This is a genomic window from Klebsiella sp. Lac1, from assembly GCF_009825425.1.
GTDB lineage: Bacteria > Pseudomonadota > Gammaproteobacteria > Enterobacterales > Enterobacteriaceae > Klebsiella > Klebsiella electrica.
Window position 1 is genome coordinate 84,149 of record NZ_VJZJ01000001.1, and the last position, 12,966, is coordinate 97,114.

A 12,966-nucleotide genomic window follows, 5' to 3' on the forward strand; every position below is an offset into this window, starting at 1 on the left:
GTGGCTCAAAAGCTGCCTGTGCAGAAGGAAGGGATAATGAGAGTGTGAAGCTACTGTGTGTGATAGCGTTAAATATATTTGCAGATGATGTTTTTATTTTTGGTATGTATTAACTATTGATGAATTTATTGATTGTTGACGAAGATAGAATCTGCTTTTAATTTATTCATTGGAATTTTGTTTTAGGTTTAAATATTCACTTGTTGTATGATATGTCTGCTCCCCTTTAATTTACTGAAATTTTTTATTTTCTTTTCTAAACTAACGACTTGTATCATGAGGCCATTGTCCGGTTTCGGACTTTAGGTGAAGAATAATTGAACCTTTCTCTGGTGATACCGCATAATCGTTGTCGCGAAGCATAATAATATTCTTCTATGCATAAATAATTGATGGATCAACGATATTACGTCCCGAGGAGGGATGACAAATGCACCCCTGGAAAAAGAAATTTGTAGTTTCACAATTAGCATTAGCCTGTACGTTGGCAGTCACCTCTCAGGCAAATGCTTCTAATGATATTTCTGGAACCGCCTACACAACATTTAAACATTATAATGACGCTGCCTATGCTGACGGTGTTTACTATAATGGTTATGTCGGTTGGAATAATTACGCGACTGATAGTATTTATAACGGTGATATTTATCCGGTAATTAATAAAGCTGTCGTCAATGGCGTGATCTCTACTTACTATCTTGATGATGGGCTTGCGACCAACACCAATAGCAATAGTCTGACCATTAAAGACAGCACAATTCATGGGATGATCACCTCTGAGTGCATGACTACCGTTTGTGTAGATCGCGATGCGACCGGTTATGTTTATGACCGTCTGGCGCTGACCGTTGATAACTCAACCATTGATGATAACTATGAACATTATACCTATAACGGTACGCAGGCTGATGGCACCGTAGATACCCATATTGTTGACGTTTACGATCTGGGGACGGCCATTACGCTGGATCAAGAGGTGGATCTGGTTATCAAAAATAACTCCCATGTCGCGGGTATTGACCTGACTCAGGGTTATGAGTGGAGAGATATTGACGATAATACTGTCATCACGGGCGTCGACAGCAGCGAAGTGTTTCATAATACAATCAATGTGATTGATTCTACCGTGACGTCAGGTTCATGGTCAGATGAAGGCACCTCCGGTTGGTTCGGTAACAACAATAACGCCAGCGATTATAGCGGTAACGGTTTTAATGCTGATGATATTGCGATCTCTGCCATCGCAAATCCGAATGCGGATAACGCGATGCAGACGACCGTTAACCTCAACCATTCTACCCTCATGGGCGATATCCTGTTTTCCAGCAATTTTGACGAGAATTTCTTCCCGAATGGCGCAGACAGCTATCGTGATACCGATACTGCGGTAGACACTAACGGCTGGGATGGCACTGACCGTATGGATGTCACGTTAAATAACGGCAGTAAGTGGGTTGGGGCAGCGATGTCCATGCATCAGGTAGATTCTGATGGCGATGGCGTTTATGACAGCTTTGACGTGGGCACTGAAGCAACGGCTACGCTGCTTGATATTACCGCGAATAGCCTATGGCCATGGTCAACTTATGGTATCAATAACAGCGACACGGCCTATGATGAAAGCGGTCATGTTATTGGCAACGAAGTCTACCAGAGTGGTCTGTTTAATGTGACGCTGAACGGCGGCTCGCGCTGGGATACCACCAAAGTTTCTCTGATTGATACCTTGAGCATCAACAGCGGTTCTGTCGTGAGCGTCGCGGATTCCACCCTGGTTTCTGACACCATCTCTCTGACCGGCGGCTCTGCCCTGAAGATCAATGAAGATGGTCATGTGGCGACCAACGCGCTGACTATTGATAACAGTAACGTAACGATTGCCGATGATGTCTCCGCCGGCTGGGGTGTGGACGATGCCGCACTGTATGCCAACACTATCAACATCACGAATAATGGTATGTTGGATGTGGGCAACAGCACGGCGTACGCGCTGCAGGCCGATATGCTGAATCTGACCAGTTCGACGGATGCAAACGGGAACGTGTACTCTGGTGTGCTTAATATCGGCAGCAATAGCTTCGTGCTGAATGCCGATCTCACGAACGATCGTACTCATGACGCCACTAAGGCTAACTACGGCTACGGCACAATCGCGATGAACTCCGATGGCCACCTGACCGTGAACGGTAATGGCGACGCCGACACCTCTTTCGATCAGTCCGAAGTGGATAACGCAGGCGACAGCGTTGCGGCCGCGACAGGCAACTACAGAGTTCGTATTGATAATGCGGATGGTAAGGGCTCCATTGCTGATTACAAAGGCAAAGAGCTGATTTATGTGAACGACAAAAACAGCACGGCTACCTTTTCTGCGGCTAACAAAGCCGATCTCGGTGCTTACACCTACCAGGCTAAGCAGGAAGGCAACACCGTTGTTCTGGAGCAGAGCAGGCTGACCGACTATGCGAACATGGCGCTGAGCATCCCGTCTGCCAACAGCAATATCTGGAACCTGCAGCAGGATACCGTGGCAACTCGTCTGACCCAGTCGCGTCATGGCCTGGCCGATAACGGCGGCGCCTGGGGAAGCTACTTCGGCGGTAGTTTCAACGGCGACAATGGCACTATCGGCTACGATCAGAATGTTAACGGCGTCATGGTGGGTCTTGATAGCAAAATTGACGGTAACGATGCTGAGTGGATCGTCGGTGCCGCTGCGGGCTTTGTGAAAGGGGATCTGAGCGATCGTACCGGTCAGGTGGATCAGGACAGCCAGACGGCTTACCTCTACACTTCTGCTCATTTTGCAAACAACTTCTTTGTTGACGGTTCTGTTAACTACTCTCACTTCAACAACGAACTGTCGGCAAACATGAGTAACGGTCAGTACGTTGACGGCAGTACCTCTTCAGATGCCTGGGGCTTTGGTCTGAAACTGGGCTATGACGCGAAGCTGGGTAATGCCGGCTATGTGACGCCGTACGGCAGCATATCGGGTCTGTTCCAGTCTGGTGACGACTATCGCCTGAGCAATGGCCTGAAAGTGGGTGGTCAGTCTTACGACAGTATGCGCTATGAACTGGGCGTTGATGCGGGTTATACCTTCACCTACGGTAACGATCAGGCGCTGACGCCTTACTTCAAGCTGGCTTACGTGTATGACGACGCCAGCAACCACGCTGACGTAAACGGTGATTCTATCAATAACGGTACCGAAGGTTCTGCGGTTCGTGTTGGGCTGGGTACGCAGTTCAGTTTTACCCGCAATTTCAGCGCCTACTCGGATGTTAGCTATCTCGGTGGTGGTGATGTGGATCAAGACTGGGCCGCTAACGTGGGCGTTAAATATACCTGGTAAGATTATTTACAGTGAGAAAAGCATTGTAGATATTTAATCGAAGACTATGCCCGTCAAGGATTTGACGGGCATTATTGTCAGGAACGTATCAATGTTATCGCTGAGTAAACCGCTTGATGCATTTGGTCAGCTAGATCAATACTTGTCCAGATATGGCACTCACTTCGAATTTTGTCGTGAAAAACAGCTTATATTCGTTAATGATATACATTGCGCCGAAACGGTTGTCATTCTGGAAGGCGTGATTTCTCTGCGTAGAAACGAAAATATCCTCATTGGCATCACCCAGGCTCCTTTTATTATCGGGTTGGCTGATAGCGTGATGAAAAATGAGATGCGATATCAATTAATGACGGAAGGGAAATGTAAGGGTTACCATCTTCCTTCTTTACAAGCGCTTAAAATAGTTGAACAGAATAATTTGTGGCGCGACGCATTCTGTTGGTTGGTATGGCATAGTCGTATTATGGAACAACGCGATTTGCAATTGATTGGGCATAATTCCTATGAACAAATTCGCGCGACGCTGCTGTCGATGATTGACTGGGATGAACAATTGCGTTTTCGTATTGGGGTAATGAATTATATTCATCAAAAAACGCGTATTTCACGCTCTGTTGTTGCCGAGGTACTTGCCGCCCTGCGCAAGGGCGGATATATCGAGATGGATAAAGGCAAACTGATTAGCATCAACCATTTGCCTGCAGATTATTAATTTGGTCGCGAGACTAAATCAGGATTCCGGGATCGGCGCCGGTTGCCTGCCGCTGAGTTCGCTGACCAGATCGTTAATACCGTCGCTCATATTGCTAAAGCGGGTCAGCGATGAACGGGTGACCACCACGAACGCGCCGACGTTCGCCTGCGGATTCATCGCCATATAGGTAATGAATCCACCGCCGCCGCCGGTTTTTTGAATAATACCCGGATGGCCATCTTTCGGTTTCATATAGACCCAGCCAAGTCCCAGAGCGTCGGCTTTGCCCGGCACATCCATACCGATAACCCGTGTTAGCTGACTACGTTGATAAATCAATGTCTGCATACGGTCAGCCTGCTGCCCGCGGGTATAGAAATCGGAGGAAAGGAACTGCTGCATCCAGCGCATCATATCGCCTGGCGTCGAGTAGACGCCGCCGCTGCCGATCGCCGCCAGCGTATTGTTGCACGGGCTGGCGCCTTTCTCGGCGACCATCAGCCGGCGGCACTGATCCGGTGAGGGCGTAAAGGTGGTGTCTTTCATACCCAGCGGCCGGGTAATTTGTTCTTCAAACAGCTGCGGATAAGGTTTTCCCGCCGCGGTGGAAAGGGCGTCTGCCAGCAGATCAAAGGCGAGATTGGAGTAGGCGGCCTGCGAACCCGGGGCGGCTTTCAGCGAGGCAGTCGACAACCACGACCAGCGATCCTGGCGCGTTGGCCAGACGAAGACCGGACGATGGGCAGCACCACCGGGCTGTTCGCGCGGCAGCGCGCTGGTGTGAGTCGCCAGATTGACCAGCGTAATCGGCGTGCCCTGATACGTCGGCACCCGGGCACCCGGCGGCGCGTATTTGCTGAGCGGGTCGTTGAGCTTCACGACGCCCTGATCGAGCATTTTTACCAGCATCTCGCTGGTCATCAGTTTACTCAGCGAAGCAATGCGGATAACCGAATCCAGCTGCGGATGCTCATTATTGCCCGGACGCGTTTCACCGAAGCTGCGAAACACACGCTGATTGCCGTCGATCACCACCAGTGCCATGCCGGTGGCGCCGCTACCATAATAGATATGGTTTGCGTAACGATCGACAACATTAGCGGCAAATTCCGGGTCAACGATCGGTTGAGCTGCCTGGACCGATGTCCATGACGCCGCACACAGCGCAGCAAAAATAAGCAGACTACGTTTCAACTGGGGTATCCATAATCATAAGAAAATATATAGGGCATATTTATACTACGAAGCGCGGCTGAACGAAGTGGAATAACGGCAATATTTAGCATAAAAACGTAACCGTGCGTAAAAAGGACTTTTTTATGCTTTCGGACATCCTCTTTCCCCGGCGGGCGGGTATGATGAGCGTTTGATTTATCGGGTGACGAGAGAGAAATATGGCGGCTCAACGAGTAGTGGTGGTAGTAGATATGCAAAATGGCGTCTTTGCGACGCCGCGTATTGAGCGCGAACGCTGCGTCGCGCATATTAACCGTCTGATTCGCGCCGCGGATCGCGTGATTTTTATCCAGCATGCCGAGGACGATGGTCTGGAAGAGGGGAGTGAAGGTTTTGCGCTGCTGGCGGAGCTGGAACAACCCGCAGACGCCCTCTATGTCACCAAAACCGCCTGCGATGCGTTCTATAAAACACGTCTTGCGCAGGTTCTGAGCGAGCAGCAGATCCAGCAGTTCGTGGTTTGCGGCTGTGCGACCGATTATTGTGTCGATACCACCATCAAAAACGGCGCCAGCCGCGGCTATGCAATTACCGTTGCCGAAGATGCGCATACCACTGCCAACCGTCCGGCTGCGCAGGCCACAACGCTTATCGATCACTACAACGATGTCTGGCGTACGCTTACCGTACCCGGCAATCCTGTCCGCGTGAAATCCATAGAAACAATTCTGGCCGAATGGCAGACGAACTAAGCTGCTGATATTTGGTCTCATCATCCGACCGTCCTCCCCAGACTGCTACAGCAATGCGGCGGGCGCTCTCGTGGCACACAGCATAGCCAGAACGATAAAGAAGTTAGCAGGAGTACATGATGTTTAAATCTTTTTTCCCCAAACCGGGGCCGTTTTTTCTCTCTGCCTTTGTCTGGTCGCTGCTTGCAGTGATCTTTTGGCAGGCGGGCGGTGGCGACTGGCTGCTGCGTTTAACCGGGGCATCACAAAATGTTGCCATCAGCGCTGCGCGATTCTGGTCGCTGAACTATCTGGTGTTTTACGCCTACTACGTTTTCTGCGTGGGCGTTTTTGCGCTGTTCTGGTTTACCTTCTGTCCACACCGCTGGCAATACTGGTCAATTCTTGGCACCTCGTTGATCATCTTCGTAACCTGGTTTCTGGTGGAAGTCGGGGTGGCGATCAACGCCTGGTACGCGCCGTTCTACGATCTGATTCAGTCCGCGCTGGCGACGCCGCATAAAGTCAGCATTAACCAGTTTTACCAGGAAACCGGCGTGTTCCTCGGGATCGCGGTGATCGCGGTGATTATCGGCGTGATGAACAACTTCTTCGTCAGCCACTACGTTTTCCGCTGGCGTACGGCGATGAACGAACACTATATGGCCCACTGGCATCACCTGCGCCACATCGAAGGTGCCGCTCAGCGTGTGCAGGAAGATACCATGCGCTTTGCTTCCACTCTCGAGGATATGGGGGTGAGCTTTATCAACGCCGTGATGACGTTGATTGCCTTCCTGCCGGTGCTGGTTACGCTGTCTGAACATGTGCCGGATCTACCGATTGTGGGTCATCTGCCGTATGGCCTGGTGATTGCTGCGGTGGTGTGGTCACTGATGGGTACCGGTATGCTGGCGGTTGTGGGGATCAAACTGCCGGGACTGGAATTTAAAAACCAACGCGTGGAAGCGGCGTATCGTAAAGAGCTGGTGTACGGCGAAGATGATGAATCCCGCGCCACGCCGCCGACGGTGCGCGAGCTGTTTAGCGCCGTTCGTCGCAACTATTTCCGCCTCTATTTCCACTACATGTATTTCAACATCGCCCGCATTCTTTATCTGCAGGTGGATAATGTTTTCGGTTTGTTCCTGCTGTTTCCGTCGATCGTTGCCGGTACGATTACGCTGGGCCTGATGACGCAGATTACCAACGTGTTCGGCCAGGTACGCGGCTCGTTCCAGTATCTGATTAGCTCGTGGACGACGCTGGTGGAACTGATGTCCATCTACAAACGTCTGCGTAGTTTTGAACACGAACTCGATGGTAAAGAGCTGCAGCCCGTCACCCAGACGTTGAACTGATTTAGCGAACCCTACCCATAGCAGAGGCAGATTGAAGGATGATACAGAGACAAGGACAGTGCAGAACAACCGCGGTACCACGTCGGGTTTCCTGCGCTCTGACGCTGCTGGCTGGGGGGATTCTGAGTGCCTGTACCAGCAATACAGCGCCGGCGCTGAAAGAGGGCGAAAAGGCCGTTGACGTGGCCGCCGTGGTGCGGCAAAAGATGCCCGCCAGCGTGAAGGACAGGGACGAGTGGGCGCAGGCGATTGCCAAAACCTTCGCCAGCCAGAAGCTGGCGCCGACGGAGGAGAACGTCTGTTCGGTGCTGGCCGTCGCGCAGCAGGAGTCCAACTATCAAGCCGATCCGGTAGTGCCGGGGCTGAGCAGAATCGCCTGGCAAGAGATAGACCGCCGGGCCGGGAAGATGCACATCCCGGTTTTCCTTGTGCACACGGCGCTGAAAATTCCGTCACCCAACGGCAAAAGCTACAGCGAGCGGCTGGATAACGTGAAAACGGAAAAGCAGCTTAGCGCTGTGTTTGACGATTTTATCGGCATGGTGCCCATGGGGCAGAAACTGTTCGGCTCACTTAACCCGGTGCATACCGGCGGCCCGATGCAGGTGAGCATTGCGTTTGCCGAACAGCATACCGATGGCTATCCGTGGAAAATCAGCGGCACCGTGCGCCAGGAAGTGTTCAGCCTGCGCGGCGGCCTGTGGTTTGGTACCTGGCACCTGCTCAACTATCCGGCGAACTACAGCGCGCCGCTGTATCGTTTTGCCGACTTTAACGCGGGCTGGTATGCCAGCCGCAATGCGGCGTTTCAGAATGCGGTCAGTAAAGCGAGCGGTGTGAAGCTGGCGCTGGACGGTGATTTAATTCGTTATGATAGCGATGACGCAGGGACGACGGAGCTGGCGGTACGCCGTTTAGCCGGGCAGCTGGCGATGAGCGATGATGACATCCACCGGCAGTTGAAAAAAGGCGACAGCCTGGCGTTTGAGAAAACCGAGCTGTATCAGCAGGTTTTCCGTCTGGCGGATAAGAAAGCAGGCAAAGCGCTACCGCGAGAGATACTGCCGGGGATTCAGCTTGAGAGCCCTAAGATTACGCGTAATCTGACCACGGCCTGGTTTGCGAAACGGGTCGATGAAAGGCGGGCCAGCTGTATGGCGCGTCGCTAGCGGTTATCGCTCCAGCGCAGGATAAGCCCCAACATGCCGATCAACAGGCCGCCGAACAGGAAGGGGATCAGGCCAAACAGGGTCCCCACCGCCAGCCCAATCTTAATTCGCGGCGAGCTGCTGTCTTCGATTTGCATCAGGTGCTCGAAAACACCGGGGGCATGTACCAGCATGCTTAACATCTGCGCGCCGGCCCAGAAACAGAACAGCACAAACAGGGCATAGGCAATATTGCTGCGGGTGATGGCGCTTCTTTTTTTCGCGGCAATAAGTGATTTTGAAAAGGCGAACTCAGCCATCTTCCCCTCCGAACTTGACTGATCTGCTGGTTTGCATCGTGGCATAGCGATGATTCTGGCAGCGGGAAGGGGTTCTCAGTATCAGATTGCTGGTAATTTACGACCAGGAATATTCCTGTTTTCTGGCCGGGAGCGGGTGGGCGGATCATTTTGCGGAACTTAGAGCGATATCCCAATGTGTGATAATTCTCTCCGGGGCTACAGACCGCGGATTCCGGCTGTGCGAAGATGCCTTTTTTGTTGTCGGAGGGGTTATGAAACTCACTGAAAAAATCCGCCGTGACTGGCATTACTACGCGTTTGCGCTGGGATTAATTTTTATACTGAACGGTGTGGTGGGGCTGTTGGGCTTTGAAACGCAAGGCTGGCAATCCTATGCCGTCGGGCTGGTGACCTGGGTGATTAGCTTCTGGATTGCCGGAAAGATTATCCGCCGCCAGACCGGGGTTGAGGAAGCGTAGGCCGGACACGCCCGCCGTGGCGGGAGCAGTGCCGGGACTGAGGCGCAGCGCCTCAGATAACCCGGGTAAGGCGCCATGCGCCATCACCCGGGAAGACAATCAGTTCATCGATGTCTTCAGCGCACGGTCTGCCGCATGGCGCTCCAGCGCCAGTTCAATCAGCCGGCTGATCAGGCTGGTGTAGTCCAGGCCGCTGGCCTGCCACAGCTTCGGATACATACTGATGTTGGTAAAACCTGGCAGCGTATTGATTTCGTTGATAATGACCGCGTTTTCTTCCGTCAGGAAAACATCAACGCGCGCCATGCCGCTGCATCCCAGCGTCTGGTAGGCCCGAACGGCAATATCGCGGATTTTATCGTTGATATCGCTGGCAATGGCCGCAGGAACCACCACTTTCGCCCCCTGATCGTCGATATACTTGGTATCGTAGGCGTAGAACTCGCTGTTAAGGACGATTTCGCCGCAGGTACTGGCCTGAGGATGATCGTTCCCCAGCACCGCACACTCAATTTCCCGTCCTTTAATTCCTTGTTCCACCACCACTTTATGGTCGAATTCAAAGGCCAACGCGACCGCCTGCTGGTACTGCTCTTCGCTGTTGACCTTGCTGACGCCGACCGAAGAGCCCTGGTTGGCCGGTTTGACAAACAGCGGCAGGCCAAGCTTGTCTTTCACCTGCGTAAAGCTGAACTGCTGGCGGTTGGCGCGGGTCAGAGTGATGAACGGGGCAATCGCCAGTCCGGCATCGCGCAGCAGGCGCTTAGTGACGTCTTTGTCCATGCAGGCGGCGGAGCCGAGGACGTCGGAACCGACGAAGGGCAGATTAGCCATCCGCAGCATGCCCTGTAGCGAGCCGTCTTCCCCGAGGGTACCGTGGACAATCGGGAAAATCACGTCGATGGCGGCCAGCGGTTGGCCGCTGTCGGCGTTGATCAACTGCTGCGCGTCACGACCGGGAATTTGCGCCAGCGTGATGTCGGAAGGGCGCAGCGCGATACGGGCAGGATCCTGCGGGTTTAACAGATAGTTACCAGCATCGTTGATATGCCAGAGCCCCTGTTTATCAATGCCGAGCAGAACGACATCAAAGCGTGTTTTATCAATTGCTTCAACGATATTTTTCGCCGACTGCAGCGACACTTCATGTTCTGCCGACTTACCGCCAAAAACGATCCCAACCCTCAGCTTAGCCATTTCAACTTCCATCCTGATGACAACAAAACACATAACATAGCATGTGCAATGCACGCATGGCTGCCAGAATGTTGAATGCGGAAAACGGCAGGCTAAAAGCTGTTCGATTGCCGTCCCCGGTGCCCGGCGCGTCAGCAGAACGCGCTGAGGGGGCGGCGGTTAATCCTGATAATGTTCGACAAAAAGTGTTATCGAGCGATAAAACACTAAACTCAGCATCAGCGCATCTCTGGTAATACGTCGATGAGTGGAAATTGCTAAGCTAGGTAATAATTCACAAAAAATTAATGAATACGTGTAGTTATGGAATCCTGGAAGGTCAATCTCATCTCCGTCTGGTTTGGTTGTTTTTTCACCGGCCTGGCTATCAGTCAAATTCTGCCTTTTTTGCCGCTTTATGTTTCCCAGCTCGGCGTGACGTCTCACGAGGCGCTATCGATGTGGTCGGGGCTGACGTTCAGCGTCACCTTCCTGGTGTCGGCTATTGTCTCACCCATGTGGGGCAGTCTGGCCGATCGTAAAGGGCGTAAGCTGATGCTGCTGCGCGCCTCCCTGGGCATGGCGATTGCCATTCTGCTTCAGGCCTTCGCCACTAACGTCTGGCAACTGTTTATCCTGCGTGCGGTGATGGGGTTGACCTCAGGCTATATTCCCAACGCGATGGCGCTGGTGGCCTCCCAGGTGCCACGGGAACGCAGCGGCTGGGCGCTCAGTACGCTTTCGACGGCGCAAATCAGCGGGGTTATCGGCGGACCGCTGCTGGGCGGTTTTCTGGCCGACCATGTCGGGCTGCGGGCGGTCTTTTTTATCACCGCGATTTTGCTGACGGTCAGTTTTCTCGTCACGCTATTTCTGATTAAAGAGGGCGTAAGGCCGCAAACCGGCAAGGCCTTACGCTTAAGCGGCAGGGAAGTGCTGGCGTCGCTGCCTTATCCGGGGCTGGTGATTAGCCTGTTTTTCACAACCCTGGTCATTCAATTGTGCAATGGCTCTATCGGTCCCATACTGGCGTTGTTTATCAAATCAATGGCGCCGGACAGCAGCAATATCGCCTTTCTCGCCGGGATGATTGCCGCCGTGCCCGGGGTTTCCGCGCTGATCTCCGCGCCGCGTTTAGGCAAACTTGGCGATCGCATCGGCACCTCGCGCATCTTGCTGGCCACCTTGTGTTGCGCGGTGGTGATGTTCTTCGCCATGTCGTTCGTCACCACCCCGCTGCAGCTGGGCATTTTGCGTTTCCTGCTGGGCTTTGCCGACGGCGCAATGCTGCCAGCGGTGCAGACTCTGCTGCTCAAATACAGCAGTGATAAGGTGACCGGACGTATTTTCGGTTATAACCAGTCGTTTATGTACTTGGGCAATGTGGTCGGGCCGCTGATTGGCGCGTCGGTATCGGCAATGGCCGGTTTTCGCTGGGTCTTTATTGCCACCGCGGTTATCGTGCTGATTAACCTTTGGCAACTGGCCGTGATGCTGCAACGCAGTCGCCGTACCGCCGCCTAGCCTCTTTCCCCCGGCATTGACGCCCGAGCGTGAATGCCGCCCTCAGATCTCCGCTTCCTACAAATGTCGTCCTGATCACAAATTAATCATTTCTCTTCTTTTCCCTCTTTAAAATACAACTGTTACGCGTATACAGTTACGCATAACAGTACATGGGAAAGAGTTTTTTATGAAAAATTTATTCGATTTATCCGGCAAACGCGCGCTGATCACCGGATCAGCCAGGGGGATTGGCTATCTGCTGGCGGAAGGCCTGGCTGCGTATGGGGCGGAGATTATTATCAATGACCGCACGCAGCAGAAAGCAGATGACGCGGCGCAGGCGCTGCGTGCGCAGGGCTATCGTGCGACGGGCGTGGCTTTTGATGTTACCCGCAGCGTTGAGGTTGAACAGGCCATTGCGCGGATTGAGGCGCAGATTGGGGCGATTGATATTTTGATTAACAACGCCGGGATCCAGCGTCGTTATCCCTTCACCGAGTTTCCAGAGGAAGAGTGGGACCAGGTGATTGAGGTTAATCAGAAAGGGGTTTTCCTTGTTTCACAGCAGGTGGCTAAATATATGATGACGCGCCGCTCGGGGAAAATAATTAATATTTGTTCAATGCAGAGTGAATTAGGTCGTAAGACGATTACACCGTATGCCGCGTCGAAAGGGGCGGTCAAAATGCTGACGCGTGGCATGTGTGTGGAGCTGGCAGAATATAATATTCAGGTTAATGGTATTGCGCCGGGTTATTTTGCCACAGAAATGACCGCGGCATTAGTTAACGATCGGGATTTTTCTGCCTGGCTTTATCAAAGGACCCCGGCCGCGCGCTGGGGAAAACCGGAAGAATTAATTGGCGCCGCGGTCTATCTGGTCTCCCCGGCGGCCAATTTTGTCAATGGACATCTGTTGTTTGTTGATGGCGGGATGCTCGCCGCTGTTTGAGCCGTGCGTCGCCTTTTAGCGGCCGGGTCCGGCCGCCAGAAAGCTGACGAATAGATAAAATAATGACCCCCGTTTGATTA

11 protein-coding genes are annotated in these 12,966 nt (G+C 52.7%); 8 read left to right on the top strand and 3 right to left on the bottom strand.

Annotated elements, in window-relative coordinates:
- Positions 1 to 430 precede the first annotated feature (430 nt).
- Positions 431 to 3,358 carry an autotransporter adhesin EhaB gene (gene ehaB, locus FNY10_RS00355; RefSeq protein ID WP_160702225.1) on the top strand — a complete coding sequence of 976 codons (2,928 nt, stop codon included), beginning with the start codon at positions 431 to 433 and terminating at the stop codon, positions 3,356 to 3,358.
- Positions 3,359 to 3,449: 91 nt separating this feature from the next.
- Entirely contained in the window at positions 3,450 to 4,073 is a 624-nt protein-coding gene (iprA, locus tag FNY10_RS00360) for a hydrogen peroxide resistance inhibitor IprA (protein ID WP_100683055.1), read from the top strand.
- 18 nt (positions 4,074 to 4,091) lie between these two features.
- Here iprA and ampH read toward each other — a convergent pair whose 3' ends face one another.
- On the bottom strand, positions 4,092 to 5,249 hold the full coding sequence (gene ampH, locus FNY10_RS00365) for a D-alanyl-D-alanine-carboxypeptidase/endopeptidase AmpH (RefSeq protein ID WP_160702223.1): 1,158 nt from the start codon (positions 5,247 to 5,249) through the stop codon (positions 4,092 to 4,094).
- A gap of 200 nt (positions 5,250 to 5,449) precedes the next feature.
- Between ampH and FNY10_RS00370 the strand changes: the two genes are divergently transcribed.
- The 3 genes from FNY10_RS00370 (at position 5,450) to FNY10_RS00380 (ending at position 8,492) form a co-directional block, all read left to right on the top strand.
- Positions 5,450 to 5,983, top strand: a complete 534-nt coding sequence (locus FNY10_RS00370) for an isochorismatase family protein (protein WP_160702221.1) — start codon at positions 5,450 to 5,452, stop codon at positions 5,981 to 5,983.
- 119 nt (positions 5,984 to 6,102) lie between these two features.
- Entirely contained in the window at positions 6,103 to 7,323 is a 1,221-nt protein-coding gene (gene sbmA, locus FNY10_RS00375) for a peptide antibiotic transporter SbmA (RefSeq protein WP_131049925.1), read from the top strand.
- A gap of 38 nt (positions 7,324 to 7,361) precedes the next feature.
- The gene (locus tag FNY10_RS00380) at positions 7,362 to 8,492 is read left to right on the top strand and encodes a DUF1615 domain-containing protein (protein ID WP_141965239.1); all 1,131 of its coding nucleotides are present in this window, start codon (positions 7,362 to 7,364) and stop codon (positions 8,490 to 8,492) included.
- Here the strand turns inward: FNY10_RS00380 and FNY10_RS00385 are convergent.
- A complete protein-coding gene (locus FNY10_RS00385) occupies positions 8,489 to 8,791 on the bottom strand; it encodes a DUF2755 family protein (protein WP_100683060.1) in 303 nt (100 codons plus the stop codon). The two genes, FNY10_RS00380 and FNY10_RS00385, sit on opposite strands and share 4 nt — an antisense overlap.
- Positions 8,792 to 9,045: 254 nt before the next feature.
- On the opposite strand from FNY10_RS00385, the gene FNY10_RS00390 reads away from it, so the two are divergent.
- A complete protein-coding gene (locus FNY10_RS00390) occupies positions 9,046 to 9,252 on the top strand; it encodes a DUF2754 family protein (protein ID WP_044347132.1) in 207 nt (68 codons plus the stop codon).
- A 99-nt stretch (positions 9,253 to 9,351) separates the two neighbouring features.
- Here the strand turns inward: FNY10_RS00390 and ddlA are convergent, their stop codons facing one another.
- Positions 9,352 to 10,449, bottom strand: coding sequence for a D-alanine--D-alanine ligase (gene ddlA, locus FNY10_RS00395; protein WP_100683061.1), 1,098 nt, complete (start codon positions 10,447 to 10,449; stop codon positions 9,352 to 9,354).
- Positions 10,450 to 10,752: 303 nt separating this feature from the next.
- Here ddlA and FNY10_RS00400 point away from each other — a divergent pair, with 303 nt between their 5' ends.
- Both FNY10_RS00400 and idnO read left to right on the top strand, forming a co-directional pair.
- On the top strand, positions 10,753 to 11,952 hold the full coding sequence (locus FNY10_RS00400; RefSeq protein WP_141965238.1) for a multidrug efflux MFS transporter: 1,200 nt from the start codon (positions 10,753 to 10,755) through the stop codon (positions 11,950 to 11,952).
- A 169-nt stretch (positions 11,953 to 12,121) separates the two neighbouring features.
- Positions 12,122 to 12,886: a gluconate 5-dehydrogenase gene (gene idnO, locus FNY10_RS00405; RefSeq protein WP_160702217.1), complete on the top strand. Its 765-nt coding sequence runs from the start codon at positions 12,122 to 12,124 to the stop codon at positions 12,884 to 12,886.
- Positions 12,887 to 12,966: the final 80 nt, after the last annotated feature.

Bases quoted from the DNA above. Each gene is read 5' to 3' on its own strand.
- ehaB (WP_160702225.1), top strand. From the start codon at position 431: ATGCACCCCTGGAAAAAGAAATTTGTAGTTTCACAATTAGCATTAGCC.
- iprA (WP_100683055.1), top strand. From the start codon at position 3,450: ATGTTATCGCTGAGTAAACCGCTTGATGCATTTGGTCAGCTAGATCAA.
- FNY10_RS00370 (WP_160702221.1), top strand. From the start codon at position 5,450: ATGGCGGCTCAACGAGTAGTGGTGGTAGTAGATATGCAAAATGGCGTC.
- sbmA (WP_131049925.1), top strand. From the start codon at position 6,103: ATGTTTAAATCTTTTTTCCCCAAACCGGGGCCGTTTTTTCTCTCTGCC.
- FNY10_RS00380 (WP_141965239.1), top strand. From the start codon at position 7,362: ATGATACAGAGACAAGGACAGTGCAGAACAACCGCGGTACCACGTCGG.
- FNY10_RS00385 (WP_100683060.1), bottom strand. From the start codon at position 8,791: ATGGCTGAGTTCGCCTTTTCAAAATCACTTATTGCCGCGAAAAAAAGA.
- FNY10_RS00390 (WP_044347132.1), top strand. From the start codon at position 9,046: ATGAAACTCACTGAAAAAATCCGCCGTGACTGGCATTACTACGCGTTT.
- ddlA (WP_100683061.1), bottom strand. From the start codon at position 10,449: ATGGCTAAGCTGAGGGTTGGGATCGTTTTTGGCGGTAAGTCGGCAGAA.
- FNY10_RS00400 (WP_141965238.1), top strand. From the start codon at position 10,753: ATGGAATCCTGGAAGGTCAATCTCATCTCCGTCTGGTTTGGTTGTTTT.
- idnO (WP_160702217.1), top strand. From the start codon at position 12,122: ATGAAAAATTTATTCGATTTATCCGGCAAACGCGCGCTGATCACCGGA.